The following is a 15,196-nucleotide window of genomic DNA, read 5'->3' as shown; positions in this document are numbered from 1 at the left end:
GCGTAACCTTCCTGCCGACAAATCCTATGAAAGAATATCGCGATCACTATTTCCTCAAGGCCAAGCGGGAGAACTACCCCGCCCGTTCCGTCTACAAATTGAAGGAATTGGACGGCAAATTCAAGCTCTTTCGTCAGGGCATGCGCGTGCTCGATCTGGGCGCGGCCCCCGGCTCCTGGTCGCTGGGCGCGGCCGAGCGCATCGGGCCGCGCGGTCTTGTGCTGGGCTGCGATATCCAGACGACGGAGACGGCCTTTCCACCGCAGGTGACCTTCCTGCAGGAGGATGTCTTCCGGCGTTCGGCCGAATTCGAGGCCCTGCTGGCGGAAAAGGGGCCGTTCGATGTGGTTATGAGCGATATGGCCCCGCGCACCACGGGGACGAAGTTCACGGATCAGGCCCGCTCGCTGGAGCTGGCTTGCGAGGCGTTGAACGTGGCCTGCCTGCATCTCAAGGCGGGGGGCAGCTTCGTCGTCAAGATATTCATGGGACCGGACGTACAGGAACTGCTGCAACCCATGCGCAAGGCCTTTCGGTCGGTCAAGTCCTTCAAGCCCAAAAGCTCCCGTGCCGAAAGCAAGGAAACGTTTTTTGTGGGCATGGGCTTCAGGGCCGTCCCGCCGGCGGCCGGTACGGCCGCGGACGCCGTGGCGAGCGCCGTTCCGGCGGCTCCCGATCCCGGAGAGGCATAGGGCCCGCTCCCCGCGCGGGGAAGGCTCCGGCATGTGGGCGCACCGCTGCCGGTGTGCCGTCTTTTTCGTCCATTTCACCTGACCGCAAGGCGGTCGCAAGTCACACAGTTTCGGAGGTTGTATGTCTGGGCATAGCAAATGGGCCAATATCCAGCACCGCAAGGGCCGTCAGGACGCCAAGCGCGGCAAGGTCTTCACCAAGGCCGCCAAGGAAATCATCATCGCCGCCAAGAACGGCGGCGATCCGGCGGGCAATCCCCGTTTGCGTGCGGCCATTGCCGCGGCCAAGGCCGTGAACCTGCCCAAGGACAAGATCGAGGCCGCCATCCGCAAGGGCACGGGCGAAGATGCGGGCGGCGACCTGACCGAAGGCTTTTACGAAGGCTACGGCCCCGGCGGCATCGCCATCATGGTGGAAGTGGCCACCGACAACAAGAACCGCACCGTGGCCGAAGTGCGTCACCTCTTCACCAAGCACGGCGGCAACATGGGGGAAAACGGCAGCGTGAGCTGGATGTTCGACCGCAAGGGCGTCATCACCGTGGACAAGAACGCCTACGCCGAGGACAAGATCATGGAAGCCGCCGTGGAAGCCGGCGCCGACGATGTGGTGGACGATGACGACGTCTGGACCATCCAGACCGCCATGGCCGATTTCGCCGCCGTGCGCGATGCGCTGGAAGCCGCCGGCATCGCCATGCAGAGCGCCGAGCTCGCCATGGTGCCGCAGAATCTCATAGCCGTGGACGCCGACATGGGCCAGAAGGTGCTGCGCCTCATGGACGCGCTGGACGACAACGACGACGTGCAGAACGTCTTCGCCAACGTGGACTTCCCCGACGACATGGCCACGGACTAGGGCTTCGAACGACGACGGACCGCCCCGGGAGATCGCGCGACGCCTTCTCCCGGCGGCGGCCTTTCCCGTATGCCTCCCTGTGGCGCAGCAGCCCCCGCACGCATGCAGCAGCCCCGCCATCCCCTGACCGTCATCGGCATCGACCCCGGTTCGCAGCGCACCGGCTGGGGCATCATCCGCGAAGCGTCGGGCGTCCTGACACTGGTGAACTGCGGCGTCATCCGCACCGCTTCCGGCGGCAACGCCGCCTTTTCCGCGCGCCTTGCCCGCATCTTTTCCGAGCTGGCCGCCATCCTCCGGCGGCATGCCCCTGCCGAAGCCGCCATCGAACAGGTCTTCACCGCGCAAAATGCCACCAGCGCCCTCAAGCTGGGGCAGGCCCGCGGCGTGGCCGTGGCCGCCTGCGCCGCCTGCGGCGTGCCGGTCAGCGACTACGCGCCGACCCTCGTGAAAAAGGCGCTGGTGGGGACAGGCCGCGCCGAAAAGGAGCAGGTGGCCTTCATGGTGCGCCGTCTGCTCAACGCACGCGGCGAAGACTGGGCGCTGGATACCTCCGACGCGCTGGCCGTGGGCATCTGCCATCTGACCATGCGGCGCTTTGCGGCGCTGGCGGAGCGCTGATGGCCGAAAAACACCAGGGAGGAATGGCTGATGACGAACCGGGAAAGCCTGCTGGCGCATGTAAGAGAGACGTATGGCGTCACGCCGGACTTTCCCTGGCTGCGCTCTCCGCGCTACGCGGTCCTGCGCCATGCCGGGAACGGCAAGTGGTTTGGCCTGATCATGGATCTGCCCCGGCAGCGTCTGCATCTGCCGGGGACGGGCGAGCTGGATGTCGTCAACCTGAAGAGCGCCAGCGTGCCGGATATGCTGCTCAGCGGCGTTCCGGGGGCCTTTCCGGCCTATCACATGAACAAGCGTCACTGGATCACCCTTGCCCTTGACGGTTCTTTCCCTGAGGCGGAGCTGTACAGGCTCGTGGAGGAAAGTTTCCGGCTGACCCGCTGAAAGCGGCGGCCCCCTCCCAGCGTCCCTGACAGCGGAACACGTTTTTGCGGTTATTTTTTTGGAGCGCCCATGTCCCTCATCGCCGTTATCCTGCTGGCCGTCGCCCTCTCGCTGGACGCCTTTGCCGTGGCCGTGGCCTCCGGCTGCGCGTTGCGGCCCGTTCGCTGGGAACACTACTGCCGTATCGGCGGCGCGTTCGGCTTTTTCCAGTTCTTCATGCCCGTTCTGGGCTGGCTGCTGGGGCAGTCCGTCCATCGCTATATCGAGGCCTGGGATCACTGGATCGCCTTTGTCCTGCTGGCCTGGGTGGGCGGCAACATGCTACGCGGCGCGTGGAAGGATTTTCACCAGCACGGCGGTGAAGCGCCCGAGTCCGCAACGGGAAACACTGGTAACGGGCTGCGCTGGGGGACGCTCCTCGTGCTGGCCGTGGCCACCAGCATCGACGCGCTGGCCGTGGGGCTGACCTTTGCCATGACCGGGACGCCCATCTGGCGACCTGCCGTCATCATCGGCCTGACCTGCGCGGCCATCTCCGCCGCCGGGCTGCATCTTGGGCGGGTGCTGGCCGGCATGGCCGCCCTCCAGCGCTGGGCGGGCCTCATCGGCGGTCTCGTCCTGCTGGCCATCGGCCTGCGCGTGCTCTGGCAGGACGGGGGGTTCGGTTAAGTCCGTCCGTTCCCCCGGACGGCGGTATGTCCGCCGCGTCCTCTTTCCCCGCCGGGATTTTTCCCGTAGAAGAACAGGGAGGCCGTCCCGACGGGCGGCATCGTCTACATCTTTTCCGGGAGGACACAGTATGGCAACGGCAACGGGGACCTATCTCGGCGATCTGCGGGTGGAGCTGCGGCACGAACAGAGCGGCGCGACCATCGTCACCGATGCGCCGGTGGACAATCACGGCAAGGGCGAGGCCTTCTCTCCCACGGATATGGTGGGGGCGGCGCTGGGCGCATGCGCCATGACCATCATCGGCATCTATGCCCAGGCGCATGATGTGGACGTGCGCGGCATGAAAATGGAAGTGACCAAGACCATGAGCGCCGATCCGCGCCGCATCGGCAAGCTGGAAGTGACCTTCATCATGCCGCCGCGCGCCTATTCGGACAAGGAAAAGATCTCCATCGAACGGGCGGCCCGCACCTGCCCCGTACATCTGAGCCTGCACCCCGATACGGAACAGGTGTTCACCTTCGTCTGGCAGGAATAGCTTCGGCATGCCCGGCGCAGTGGCTGCGATGCAGCCGGCGCGGCCAGGACGCAAAACAGCCCGGACGGCGCAAGACCGTCCGGGCTGTCTGTGTTTTGGGGGAGGATGACCTACTGGCGGGCGATGCCGCCGTTTTCCACCCGGAAGATGGCGCAATGCGGCTGTGCCTCCCGCAGCATGTCCGCCATGTGCGGATGGCAGGTGAAGTAGAGGAGCTGATGCGGGCGGCCGTGACGGCCTTCGGAGAGCTCGATGAAGGTGCGGGCGGCCCGGGCGGCCCGCTGCGGATCGAAGTTGACCAGTACGTCGTCCATGATGACCGGCAGGGGCGTGGCCCGCTCGGCATGATTCTGGATATAGGCCAGCCGCAGGGCCAGATAGGCCTGTTCCTGCGTGCCGCGGCTGAGCGCCTCGGGACTGATGGCCTCGCCATGATGGGGCAGGATGTGCAGGCTGGTGTCATCCAGCGAGGCATTGATGCCGCGCCAGTTGCCGCCGGTGATGGAAGCAAAGATGCTGGATGCCAGCCGGATGACCTGCGGCTGCCGTTCGCGTTCAAAGGTATCCTTGGCGCGCAGCAGGAGTTCACGGGCCAGGGCGAGGGCGCTCCATTGCAGGGCCAGGCGGCGCATGCTTTCCAGGGCAAGGGCCTCCTGCTGCCGCAGCCGGGCCAGCGTGTCCGTGCCGGTAAGGCCGTTGACGCGGGCCGTGAGGCTGCCCACTTCATCGGAAAGGCGTTCCTCCTGCTCGCGGATGTCCTGAAGCTCCGCATTCAGCGCGGCGCAGCGGCTCTCCTGCGCGTCGTGATCTTCCGCCTCGAACGAGGCAAGGAAGGCCTCGAACGGCTGATTGCCGGCGGCGATGCGCAAACTTTCCTGAAGGCTGTCCCGCAGGCGTTGCGTTTCCCGGCTCTGGGCCAGGATGGCGGCCAGCCGCAGGAACTCGTCGGCATCAGAGGCTTCGGCCATGTGCAGCAGAGTGGCTTCGCCATGCCGGGCCTCTTCGAGCGCGGCGGAGGCGGCGCGCAGTTCGGCGTCCTGTTCGGCCAGCAGACTGTCGAGGCGGCGGGCTTCAGCGTCCACTTCGGCCGCCCGTTCGGCGGCTTCCAGCGTGCTGTCCAGCGCGCCGAGCCAGTCGATGGCCCCTTCCTCGTCCCGGGGCAGGGGGCGCGCGAGCGTGGTCAGCAGCTGTTCCAGCGGCTGGCGCAGGGCCGCCATCTCCTGTTCGTTCTGGGCCAGTTCCGCCGCCAGCCGCTGGCAGCCGGCATCAAGGGACAGGCAGGTGTCCATACATTGCAGGGCCTTACGCACTGTCTCGGGATCAAGATCCTCGCCCAGCCCCAGACCGGAAAGACAGTCGCCCCAGTCGCTGCGGGCCGCTTCAAGGCGGGCCTGCGCCCGGGCCAGCGCTTCGGAGGCCTCGGCCTGACGTTCCTGGATGCGTTCCAGCTCATCCTTGTGGTGCTGCAATGTGGCGGTCGCCTTGATGCGCTGCTCGCGCGCGGCGTCGGCCTCGCGGCAGGACTCCAGCACCTGACGCACGGCTTCCAGCAGGGCGGGCAGGTCGCCGGGCTCGCGCAGGCATTCCTGAACGGGCGCAAAGGCCCGCAGGGTGTTTTCGTACTGGGCGAGATCGGCACGCTGGCCTTCCAGCTCGGCCTGTGCATTCTCCACGGCATCCCAGGCGGCACGGGCCGACTCGGCACGGGCAAAGAAGCTTTCGGCGCTTTCCGGCGCGGGCACGTTGACCACCCGCAGCATGCTCATAAAATCCTGCCAGCGACGGCGGATGCGCTGGACGACGGCCTGCATCTCCTGGGATCTGGTCTGCAATTCGGCGATGCGTGTGCGGGCAAGGCTGATCTCGCGTTGCAGTTCCTCGGCTTCCTTGTGGCTGCGTTCCTGATTGAAGCACTGTTCCCGCTTGCGTTCCAGCATGACCTCCACGGCTTCCAGCGTTTCGGGATCCATGCTGTCCACCCCTGCCTCCTGACAGAGCTTGCGGGCCTTGTCGCCCAGTTCGGCGACATGCAGGGCGCAGGTCTCGCGGCGGCTCTCCAGCTGGAGGCGTTCCTGTCGGAGGCGCTTTGCCTCCGGGCCGTTGCGGCGCGGCAGGCCGCCGCCCACAGCCATAGCGCCGCAGACCAGCACGAGATAGCCGGACCAGAGCGTCATGGGCAGATGCAGGGTCTCGGTGATGGCGAGACTTTCCAGCCCGAATTGCCAGTGCCCCACGAGGATGCCGATGCCCAGCAGCATGATGATGCCGCCCAGCACGAGCAGGGCAAGATTCTTGACGGCGGCGGGTTCCTTTTCGGCGCTGAGGCGTTCGCTCAATTCCTTGAGGCGTTCCTGTTCCGTTTCCAGCGAAGCGGACAGGGCTCGCAGCGAGCGGAGGGCGCTGCTGCGGTTGTCGAGGGCTTCCCGGCTGGGGCCGTTGCTGCCGCGCTGCTCCTCGCGGAGCTGTTCCAGCCGGGCACGCAGCATATCGGCCTGTTCCTCGGCCTGCTGCACGGCCCGGGCCGCCTCGCCGGCGCTGTCGATGCTGGCCTGTACTTCGCGGGCCAGCCCCAGCGCCTCTTCGCGTTTGCTCAGCAGAGCATCCAGCGCGGCGCGCGGTTCGTCCGCCGCCAGCCTGAGCCGTTCCTGGGCGCGTTCAAAGGTATGGCGCGCCTGCTGTACCGCCCGTTCCCGCGCGGGCAGGCGCTGGCGGCCCTCTTCCAGCAGGACGAGCGTCTGCCGCAGGCGGTCGCGGTCAGCCTCGCCGAGGGCGGCCACAGGCTGGGGCAGCATCTCCAGGGCGGCCGTGGCGGAGGCGATGTCGCGCCGGCAGAGTTCCACGTCGCGGTTGAGGCGATCAAGCGAGTCGACAGCCGCCTGATGGCTGGAATCCGCGGCATTCAGCTCCCGGGCCTGTCGTTCCAGATCCTTGTCGGCGAAGATGCCGCGATCCGTCTGCCGGATGCGTTCGCAATCCCAGTCGGGGCCGAGGCGTTCCAGCTCGCGGGCCAGGTCGGCATCCGCCCGCTCCTTTTCGCCGCACAGGCGGGGCAGGGCCAGCTGAGCCTGCCGAAAGCCGCTCTTGCGTTCCGCCAGGGCCCGCAGACGGGGCAGGGCGTCCAGGAGGGCGGCATCTTCTTCCAGGGCCTCGCGTCGCTCCCGCAGGCGGGAGGATTTTTCCTGCTGGGCGGCCAGGGCGCGCTCGCAGGTTTCCCGGGCTTCCTGCGCGCGGGCCAGACGGGCGGGGCCGTCTTCGGGGAACGCGGCGCTGACGGCGGGAAAGGCCGCCAGGCGCAGGCCGCATTTGCGCCATTCGTCCCACTGCTGCCAGACGTTGAGGCGGCGTTCCACCCGGCGGCGTTCGTCGTCCACCACCGCACGGCGTTCCCGCAGGGCGGCGAGCGTCTGTTTTTTTTCGTTGAGGCTGGTGGCCAGCTGGTCATAGCCGGCTGATTCCTCGCTGACGGCCTGGATCTCGCCGCGCAGCTTCTCCAGCGCCGTCAGTTCCTCATTGAGGCGGGGCTTGCTGGCGCTGGAGCGGAAAAGAGCGTCCTTGCGGCTGTCCAGTTCCCGCAGGGCCTCCACGGGCGAGCGCAGGCCCGCGCCGAAGCTGGCCCCGTAGAGGGCGTTGCGCACGCCGTCGCCGGAAAGGCTCTCGAATGTCTGCAATTCAGTGAGGCTGAAGCCGAAGACGTTGCGGTAGACATCCCGGTTGATGCCGAAAAGCAGCTGCTGGAGCAGGCTGTTTTCCAGCGGGGCGCCGTCGGCATTGCAGAGGGTCAGCACGCCGCCGTCCTGTCCGGGGCGCCGGATCAGATGGATGTCGCCCTGTTCCTCGCTGACGAGATGCAGGCTGCCGCCGGGCTGGCCGCCGCGCAGGGGCGGGGGGATGCGGCGCGCCTCGCGGCTGCGGGCATGGGGATAGCCCACCAGCATGGTACGCAGGAATTCCAGACAGGTGGACTTGCCGGCCTCGTTCTCGCCCAGGAAGACTGTCAGGCCCGGGGGCAGATTATCCACCTGCACGTCCGCAAAGATGCCGAAGCCGTCGATATGGAAGGATTGGATATACATCAGCGGACCTCCAGCAGATCGATGCACAGGCGCTGGGCCTCGTCCAGCAGGCGGCGGCTTTCTTCCGGGTCCGGCGGCGCAAGGGCCTTGCGCATGCGGGTATGCGAAAAGAGGGGGGCAAGGGCCGCCGCGTCAAGTTCGGCAAGCTGCTCGGGGTGGCGGCGCATCTCGTCGATGAGGCGCATGGTCTCGCCCAGCAGATCCTCCCGGCGGCGGTATTCGGCCTCATCGAGCAGGGGGCGGGTCTCCACCAGCAGATCCTTGAGCCAGATGCGCGGGGAGTTGGCGGCCAGGTGCAGCAGGCGTTCCTGAAGATCGGCGCACACCTCGGCCTTGCGCAGCGGATCGTCCAGCGGCGTGCGGCCGGTGAGCGTCACACGGGCGATGAGCGCTTCACAACTGCCGTCAAGGGCGCCGGCGCTTTCTTCCAGGAGGCGGGTGAGCCTGTCCTCCAGCGCGTCCAGCGTGTCCACCGCGTCGAGCGGCAGAACGAGCTTCCGCCATTCCACCGGGCCGAGGCGCAGGAACTCGCTGTCGCAGCGCCAGCCGCCCTCACGGGGGCAGGCCGTGACCAGCAGGCAGCCGCGGGGGCCCGTTTCGTTGATGTGCAGTCCCTGCGCGTTGCCGCTGTAGGCGATGAAGCTCTCTTCCTCCCACTGGCGACGCTGGTGGATGTGCCCCAGCGCCCAGGCGTCGAGACGGCTGCGGCGCAGGTCCTCCAGCGAGCAGGGGGCGTAGCGGTCGCCCTTGGCCTCGCCTTCCACGGTGCAGTGGAGCACGCCGAGCTGGAAGACGTCCCGCGTATCATCCCTGCGGAAGAGCTGGGCAAGGTTGCGGTTCTCGCGGGAACCGGCATGGCTTATGCCGTGGACGAGCGCCAGCGGCTGGCCGTCCCTTTCCAGGAGATGGCTTTCCACATCCGGCCCGAAAACGGTGACGTTGTCCGGCCAGTGGATGGCCGTGAGCCGGGAAGAGAGCGGATCATGGTTGCCGTGGGCCATGAAGACCCGGATGCCGAGCGCATCGAGCCGGCGACAGCCGTCCCGCAGGGCAAGCTGAGCCTTGGCGCTGTAGTTTTCCTGATTGTAGATGTCGCCGGCCAGGACGAGGAAGTCCGGGCGCTTTTCTTCACAGAAGCGGAAAAGGCGCTCCAGGGCGGTGAAGGTGGCATCCTGCATGAGCCGGGAAAGATGGCCGCTCTGGGCGGCCTCCCGGGCAAGTCCCTGAAAGGGAGTATCCAGGTGCAGATCGGCCGCATGTATGTACCGCACGATGTCCATGCTTTGCCTCGTTGACGGTGAAGGGAAGAAAGAGGCAAAACTTTAGACTTTTTCCAGACGACTGACAAGCGGCCGGCGGCATCCGGGCAGGGGACGGGCGTCAGCGCTTCATTTCTTCGCGCTTTTGCAGACAGATCTGGCCGAGTTCCCGCAGGGTGGGGTCGTCTTTCACATAGCTCAGGCCCTTCTTGATGTAGCCGAGGGCCCGCACATATTCGCCGGCTTCCATGTGCGCCTTGGCCATGAGGCTGAACACGGCCTGCTCATTGCGGAAGTTCTTGAGCCCCTCCATGAATACGGCATCGGCCTCCGAGGCCTTGCCCTGGGCGAGCAGGGCGCGGCCCTCCTTGAGGCAGCGATCCAGTCCCAGCTTGCGTTGCAGGGTGGTTTCGTAATCTTCCTGCTTTTCCTGCCCCTGCACGGACTTGTAGAGTTTGATGAGCAGGTTGCAGAGTTCGCGTTCATTGCCGGGCTGGTAGGAGATGGGCGCGGGATGTTCCCGGCGGAAGTCCTCATCCCTGGACAGGGCCGTGATGGTCTCCCGGAAATCGCCGCGCAGATCCATGGGCGGATTGGCGCCGGTCTCCTTGAAGGCGGTGACGATGAGATAAAGGGCGCGCGGCGTCTCGTTGCGTTTGAGGCAGGCGCGGGCCCGGCCGAGGTCTTCACGAATCTTGCGGACGTTCATAAGCTGGCTCCTGCCGGGGAGTATGCCCAATTCGCGTGCCGAGAGCAAGGGCATGTTGACGGCGGCCGCGCCCCGCTGTTAGGCTCAGAAAGCAGTATTCCGCCAGCGTACAGCCGTGTCTGACGTCTGCCGCTGGGGCGCGAGGGAGAAAGGGAGGCGGCATGGCGCGCATTTTGTACGGTATCCACGGCACGGGGCATGGGCACGCCATGCGGGGGCTGACCATCGCACGGCGGCTCGACGGGCATGAATTCCTCTTTGTCGCCAATGATGATGCCCCGCGCGTTCTGGAGCCGGAGTTCCCCGTCCGCCGCATCCCCAATCTGGGGACGGTGTTCCGCAACTATCAGGTGGATCTGGCGGCCACCATCCGCCGCGCCGTCCCCCTGCTGCTGCATCGCCGGCGTCATGTGGACGCCGTGCTGCGCATCATGGACGAATTCCGGCCTGACGTCTGCATGACCGATCTGGAATATTTCGTGCCGCGGGCGGCGGAGCGGGCCGGGCTGCCCTGTCTGACGCTGGACCACCAGCACGTCATCACCTGCTGCCGGCACGATCTGCCGCCGGACATGTGGTGGGATGCCTTTTTGCAGGGCTTGACGCCGCGTTATCTCTTCCGTCCCACGGGGGACAATCTCATCGTCTCCTTTTATCAGCCGCCGGTGCTGCCGCGCTACCGGGCGCGGGTGGTTCCGCCCATCCTGCGCGACCGGGTGCTGCGGCTTGCGCCGCGTGATGACGGCCATGTGCTGGTCTACCAGAGCAATTCCACCCACCGCGCGCTCATCGACTTTTTGCGGCAGTCCACCACGCGCACCTGTTACGTCTACGGCTATGACCGCACGGAAGGGCGGGAAGGCAACGTCATCTTCATGCAGAAAAGCGAAGAGGGTTTTTTGCGTCTGCTGGAAGGCTGTTCCTACGTCATCCAGGGAGGCGGACACACGCTTATGACCGAGGCGCTGCATCTGGGCAAGCCCATTTTGACCCTGCCGCTCAAGGCTATGGTGGAGCAGCGGTTCAATGCGCTCTATATCGAACGGCTGGGCTACGGCATGCAGGCCGACATGTTGCGCCTCTCGCCGGAGCTGCTGCGGCGGTTCGAAGCGGACCTGCCCCGCTTCCGGGAGAACATCGCCCGCGGGCGCTTCTGCGGCAATGAACTGGTGTTCGGTCTGGTGGACGCCTTCATCCGCACGGGGCGTCTGCCCCTGAGCGGAGCGCCCGTCGTCAGCGAAGAAGGCGGCGCAGGGGGGAGGGAACATGACTGAAACTGGCGGATGCCGTATCTTCACCTGCCGCATAGAGGTCGCGGAGCGGGATATGGACATGCAGCGGCGGGTGAGCAACGTGCGCTATGTGGAGTGGATGCAGGATCTCGCCGTGGCCCATTCCGCCGCGCAGGGCTGGAGCATGGAGCGTTATGCCGCCGCCGGACAGGGCTGGGTGGTGCATCGCCATACCATCACCTACAAGCGGCCGGCCGTGGCCGGGGATGTGCTGCTGGCGGCCACCTGGGTGTCCGAATACGCCTCGCGCCAGTGCCTGCGGCGCTACGCATTCCTGCGGCGGGCGGACGGGGCCGTGCTGGCCGAGGCGGAAACGGCCTGGATGTATGTCGATATGAGCACGGGCCGGGCCATCCGCGTTCCCGACGATCTGCGGCATGATTTTGCCGTGGTGACGGACGAGGAAGAGGTCCGGGCCTTCCTGCGGGCGGCTGTGGCCGCCTAGGTGTTGTTAACACGATTCGCTACTTGTTTGGGGGAAGGGGAACCCCTCCGCCTGCGCGGGAGGTGTTCCCCTTCCCCCAAGCCCCCATCCCTTCCCCAGCGCGCTTTTACCGGGGAAGAGTCAGGGATACGAGGCGGCCCCGCCTCCAAAGGCAAGTGGAGCGTGTACGGCTTATTTATTTTATCTATTGCAATTAGTTATAAAATTTGTATTAGCAGGTCCTACGGTATTGCGTCAGCATGCCGCAGCAGGCAGGGCGTAGAGGACGGTCTCCCAGCCGTTCATGAAGTGGTGTTCCAGATAGAAGCGGTAGCCCAGATCGCATTCCACCAGAAAGCGCGGGATGCGGAAGAAGTCTTCCGGGCTGTGATAGAGGCAGACGGCCAGCCGGGGACGAAAGCGGCGCAGGGTGCGTTCCGCGCCCTTGAGGGTGGCGAGTTCCGCGCCTTCCACATCCATTTTGATGAAATCCACTCGCGGCCAGTCCAGGCGATCCGCTTCGGCATCGATGCTCGTCAGCGGGATGTCCGCCCGTTGCAGGCGGGGATTGCTGTGCTCAAGATGGCTGCCCGGCCCGCAGAGGGAAAAGGCGACCGTCCCTCCCGCCGTTTCGCCGGTGGCCGCGGGCAACAGCGTCATACGCCGGGCAAGGCGGGGATTCAGATCCCTGTTGTGCCGAAAGAGCTGTCCGATGCCCGGATGCGGCTCAAAGGAGAGCACTTTGCCATCTTCGCCCGCGCAGGCGGCGAAAAACAGGGCCGTATCGCCGTAGCAGGCCCCGCAGTCGATGACATGATCCCCCGGCCGTACGGCCACGCTGACCGGACCTGCGGCATAGCGGTAGGGCGGGAAGGCGGCAAGCTGGTACAGGAACTCGCTCGTACCGTAAAAATCGACCGCTTCGCCGGCCATGCGCGCCCGGTAGCGCTCCAGGCGGCAGCCCACGCCGAAGGCGTCGCGGGCAAGGGCCTCGCGTATGGCGGGATCCTCCTCCGCCACGCGGCAGCGCTCGTGCAGGGCCTGCCGGCGTGCCGTCGCGCCCGGCGTATGGTAGGGGAAGCGGACGAAACGGTGTCCCAGCAGGGCGTACAGGGCGACCAGCAGCAGCGTGTCCCGTGAGTGCCGGTCGGCCAGCAGGCCATACAGCGTGCCCTTGGTCAGCACCTGCCGGGCGATCTCCCGCGCATGGGCCGCCATGAAGGCGGTGGGGTCGATATGCGGATAGCGGGCGAACCAGTCCTTGTCCTCCCGCATGTTTTCCTCACAGGGATGGACATAATAGGCGTAGCTGTTGTCCACATAGTGGTATCTGCGGGAGGACAGGCGCTGCTGTATGCCTTCTTCCAGGCGTTTCTGAAAGGCGGTCGTCATGGCGAACCTCGTAAAGGGACGATGGGACGGCAGGGGGGAGCTGCCCAAGAGCCTGCTGCTATAAGTTTTATGACGGATCCAGGAGGATAAGCTTTGTAAGACCATCCGCTCCGCATGTTTGAAGAGTGCATGCCATACCATGCGCTCTGCCTCCTCCCAGATAGAGCATTTTCAGTTTGAAGCGCTTCGCGTTTCAAACCATACGGCCTCTGGCGTTTCGCGGAAAAAACGCGTTTTTTTTCGCGTGGTTTCGGCTGGGCAGTGCTGTGCCGCCGCCTCGCATTTTGCCTTTTTCAAAGGCAAAAGCTCTTAAAGCGCGCTGGGGAAGAGATGGGGGGCTTGGGGGGAAGGGGACCCCTTCCGCGCGCGGCGAGGGGTTCTCCTTCCCCCCAACAAGAAGCAGATAGTGTGAGCAGTCCTCAGCTCAGATCCACGTCATGCGTCCCCATGTCTTCGTCAATGCCATAGTGGGCACGGAATTTGTCCTCCGCTTCCGAGTCGCCGATGAGGTAGAGGGCGTCCCGGAGTGCAAAGATGTGGGTCGGCGGCGGGTTGACGTGCATGGAGCCGTCAGCGCCGCGAATGGCCAGCACGCTGCATTGCGTCTTGTTGCGGATGCCGCAGTCCTTCAGGCTTTTTCCGGCCAGTGCGCCGCGTATGGTGTAGCGGAAGATGGACAGGCGCTCGTTGATCATAAGCAGCTTGTCCGGCGAGAGCATGTTGAAGATGCTGCTGCTGACCAGCGAGGCCAGCGAAAGCACCTGATCCGCGCCGGCGCTGTGCAGGCCGGAGACGTTGCGGTCCAGCGAGGCGCGGCAGAGGATCTGGGCATCCGGGCGCAGGCGGCGACAGTAGATGCTCAGATAGATGTTGGCGTCGTCATCGTGCGTGGTGATGATGATGGAGGGCGTGGTGCGTATGCCCGCCTTTTCCAGCACGGCCAGATCCGAGGCGTCCCCGCGGATATGGGGCGTTTCGCCGGAATTGATGTGCGCCTGACGATCCACGATGACCGCCGGGATGCGCCGCCGCGCCAGATGGGCCGCCACGGAAAGTCCCACACGGCCGCCGCCGAGGATGACGGCCGGCGGCTGCACGGCATTCTCGCGGGGCGTGCTGATGAGCTTGTCCAGCGCGCGTATCTGCGCTTCCGTCCCGGCCACCACGAGCACGCAGCTCTCGGTGAAGACCGTGGACAGTTGCGGCAATTGGAACACACCCCGATCCCAGATCCCTACCACGTTGACGCCGGTATTTTCGCGCAGGCCGCATTCCAGCAGGGTCTTACCCGAAAGATGGCTGCGCATGACAGGCGCTTCGGCCACCACCAGATTGCCGAAGCGGCCCATGATGCTCACCCGCTGGGCCGTATTGAGCACCCGGCGGGCCAGCGCCTTGCCGAGCACGCTGTGGAACTGGAAGACCCGCGTGCACCCGGCCAGCCGCAGGATGTCGCTGGCGTCGGGATTTTCCACGCCGGCGGCGATGGGCACGCGCGGTGCAGCTTCACGCGCGGAAAAGACGATGTTGGTGCAGCGGATGTCCGTATCCAGTACAACCAGCATGGCGGCGGCGTCCGCCCGCAGCTTGGCGTAGGTCTTGACGTCGTCGTGGTCGCCGGCCACCACCTCATAGCCTTGTTCCAGCAGCTCGAGGCCGCTTTGGGGATCATGGCACAGCAGGACGTTACGCACGCCGTAGCGGGTGAGATCGTCGGCAAGGTTGAGCGTGATGGGACCGCTGCCCGCGATGATGACGTGCCCGTGCGTGGCGGGGGGGAGCTGTCGGGGGACCATGTCCTTTTTCTGGCTTTCCAGCCAGGGCATGTAGAAATGCTGGATGAAGGTGAACGGCAGCATGATGAGGAAGAAGATCACCCCGGACATGAGCACGATGATGGAGAAGACGCGGCCGAGGTCCGAAGTGAAGGTGATGTCCCCGAAACCCAGCGTGGACATGACGGTAAGCGTCCAGTAGACGCCGGTGATCCAGGAATGGTATTGCCCCTCGTACTCCATGATGAGGTGAAAGAGCACGCTGTACACGGCGATCATAAGGAAGAGCGTCAGGCTGAAGCGCCGCAATATGGTGATATTGTGGCGCGCCCCGCGTTCGTGCAGGAAGGACATGAGCTGGGAGGGGAGATATTTCATGTTTGTCCTCTGCGGCCGGCGTGGACGCTGATCTGATGGCGCGAAGGGAACAGGGGGCATGCCGCCGGGCACGACCGGACAGGAGGCGGAACGGCGAATCTGTCGTCGCACCGACCCCTCCGGCA

The 15,196-nt window shown here is 65.6% G+C and carries 13 protein-coding genes; 8 read left to right on the top strand and 5 right to left on the bottom strand.

What is annotated here, in order from left to right; genetic code table 11:
* Positions 1-26 precede the first annotated feature (26 nt).
* The 6 genes from Q0J54_RS01430 (at position 27) to Q0J54_RS01405 (ending at position 3,769) form a co-directional block, all read left to right on the top strand.
* Entirely contained in the window at positions 27-692 is a 666-nt protein-coding gene (locus Q0J54_RS01430) for an RlmE family RNA methyltransferase (protein ID WP_296303518.1), read from the top strand.
* Positions 693-813: 121 nt separating this feature from the next.
* Entirely contained in the window at positions 814-1,551 is a 738-nt protein-coding gene (locus tag Q0J54_RS01425; RefSeq protein WP_296303517.1) for a YebC/PmpR family DNA-binding transcriptional regulator, read from the top strand.
* A gap of 102 nt (positions 1,552-1,653) precedes the next feature.
* Positions 1,654-2,172, top strand: coding sequence for a crossover junction endodeoxyribonuclease RuvC (gene ruvC, locus Q0J54_RS01420; protein WP_296303516.1), 519 nt, complete (start codon positions 1,654-1,656; stop codon positions 2,170-2,172).
* 30 nt (positions 2,173-2,202) lie between these two features.
* Positions 2,203-2,559 carry an MmcQ/YjbR family DNA-binding protein gene (locus tag Q0J54_RS01415; protein ID WP_296303515.1) on the top strand — a complete coding sequence of 119 codons (357 nt, stop codon included), beginning with the start codon at positions 2,203-2,205 and terminating at the stop codon, positions 2,557-2,559.
* A gap of 69 nt (positions 2,560-2,628) precedes the next feature.
* A complete protein-coding gene (locus tag Q0J54_RS01410; protein WP_296303514.1) occupies positions 2,629-3,228 on the top strand; it encodes a manganese efflux pump MntP family protein in 600 nt (199 codons plus the stop codon).
* Positions 3,229-3,358: 130 nt separating this feature from the next.
* Positions 3,359-3,769 carry an OsmC family protein gene (locus tag Q0J54_RS01405; protein ID WP_296303512.1) on the top strand — a complete coding sequence of 137 codons (411 nt, stop codon included), beginning with the start codon at positions 3,359-3,361 and terminating at the stop codon, positions 3,767-3,769.
* 110 nt (positions 3,770-3,879) lie between these two features.
* Here the strand turns inward: Q0J54_RS01405 and Q0J54_RS01400 are convergent, their stop codons facing one another.
* From Q0J54_RS01400 to Q0J54_RS01390, 3 genes are all read right to left on the bottom strand, one after another.
* The gene (locus Q0J54_RS01400; protein ID WP_296303510.1) at positions 3,880-7,842 is read right to left on the bottom strand and encodes an AAA family ATPase; all 3,963 of its coding nucleotides are present in this window, start codon (positions 7,840-7,842) and stop codon (positions 3,880-3,882) included.
* Positions 7,842-9,122: a DNA repair exonuclease gene (locus tag Q0J54_RS01395; protein WP_296303509.1), complete on the bottom strand. Its 1,281-nt coding sequence runs from the start codon at positions 9,120-9,122 to the stop codon at positions 7,842-7,844. The genes Q0J54_RS01400 and Q0J54_RS01395 overlap by 1 nt, the downstream gene beginning before the upstream one ends.
* Positions 9,123-9,222: 100 nt before the next feature.
* A complete protein-coding gene (locus Q0J54_RS01390; RefSeq protein ID WP_296303508.1) occupies positions 9,223-9,810 on the bottom strand; it encodes a hypothetical protein in 588 nt (195 codons plus the stop codon).
* A gap of 161 nt (positions 9,811-9,971) precedes the next feature.
* On the opposite strand from Q0J54_RS01390, the gene Q0J54_RS01385 reads away from it, so the two are divergent.
* Complete coding sequence (locus Q0J54_RS01385; protein ID WP_296303507.1) at positions 9,972-11,084, top strand: glycosyltransferase family protein; 1,113 nt, start codon at positions 9,972-9,974, stop codon at positions 11,082-11,084.
* Positions 11,077-11,547, top strand: coding sequence for a thioesterase family protein (locus tag Q0J54_RS01380; protein ID WP_296303506.1), 471 nt, complete (start codon positions 11,077-11,079; stop codon positions 11,545-11,547). Before Q0J54_RS01385 ends, Q0J54_RS01380 begins: the two co-directional genes overlap by 8 nt.
* A gap of 234 nt (positions 11,548-11,781) precedes the next feature.
* Here Q0J54_RS01380 and Q0J54_RS01375 read toward each other — a convergent pair whose 3' ends face one another.
* Positions 11,782-12,918, bottom strand: coding sequence for an FkbM family methyltransferase (locus Q0J54_RS01375; RefSeq protein ID WP_296303505.1), 1,137 nt, complete (start codon positions 12,916-12,918; stop codon positions 11,782-11,784).
* Positions 12,919-13,337: 419 nt separating this feature from the next.
* Positions 13,338-15,071, bottom strand: coding sequence for a TrkA family potassium uptake protein (locus tag Q0J54_RS01370; RefSeq protein WP_296303504.1), 1,734 nt, complete (start codon positions 15,069-15,071; stop codon positions 13,338-13,340).
* Positions 15,072-15,196: the final 125 nt, after the last annotated feature.

The sequence above is a fragment of the uncultured Desulfovibrio sp. genome (assembly GCF_944324935.1).
GTDB lineage: Bacteria > Desulfobacterota > Desulfovibrionia > Desulfovibrionales > Desulfovibrionaceae > Desulfovibrio.
This window is presented reverse-complemented; position numbering and strand designations above follow the sequence as displayed.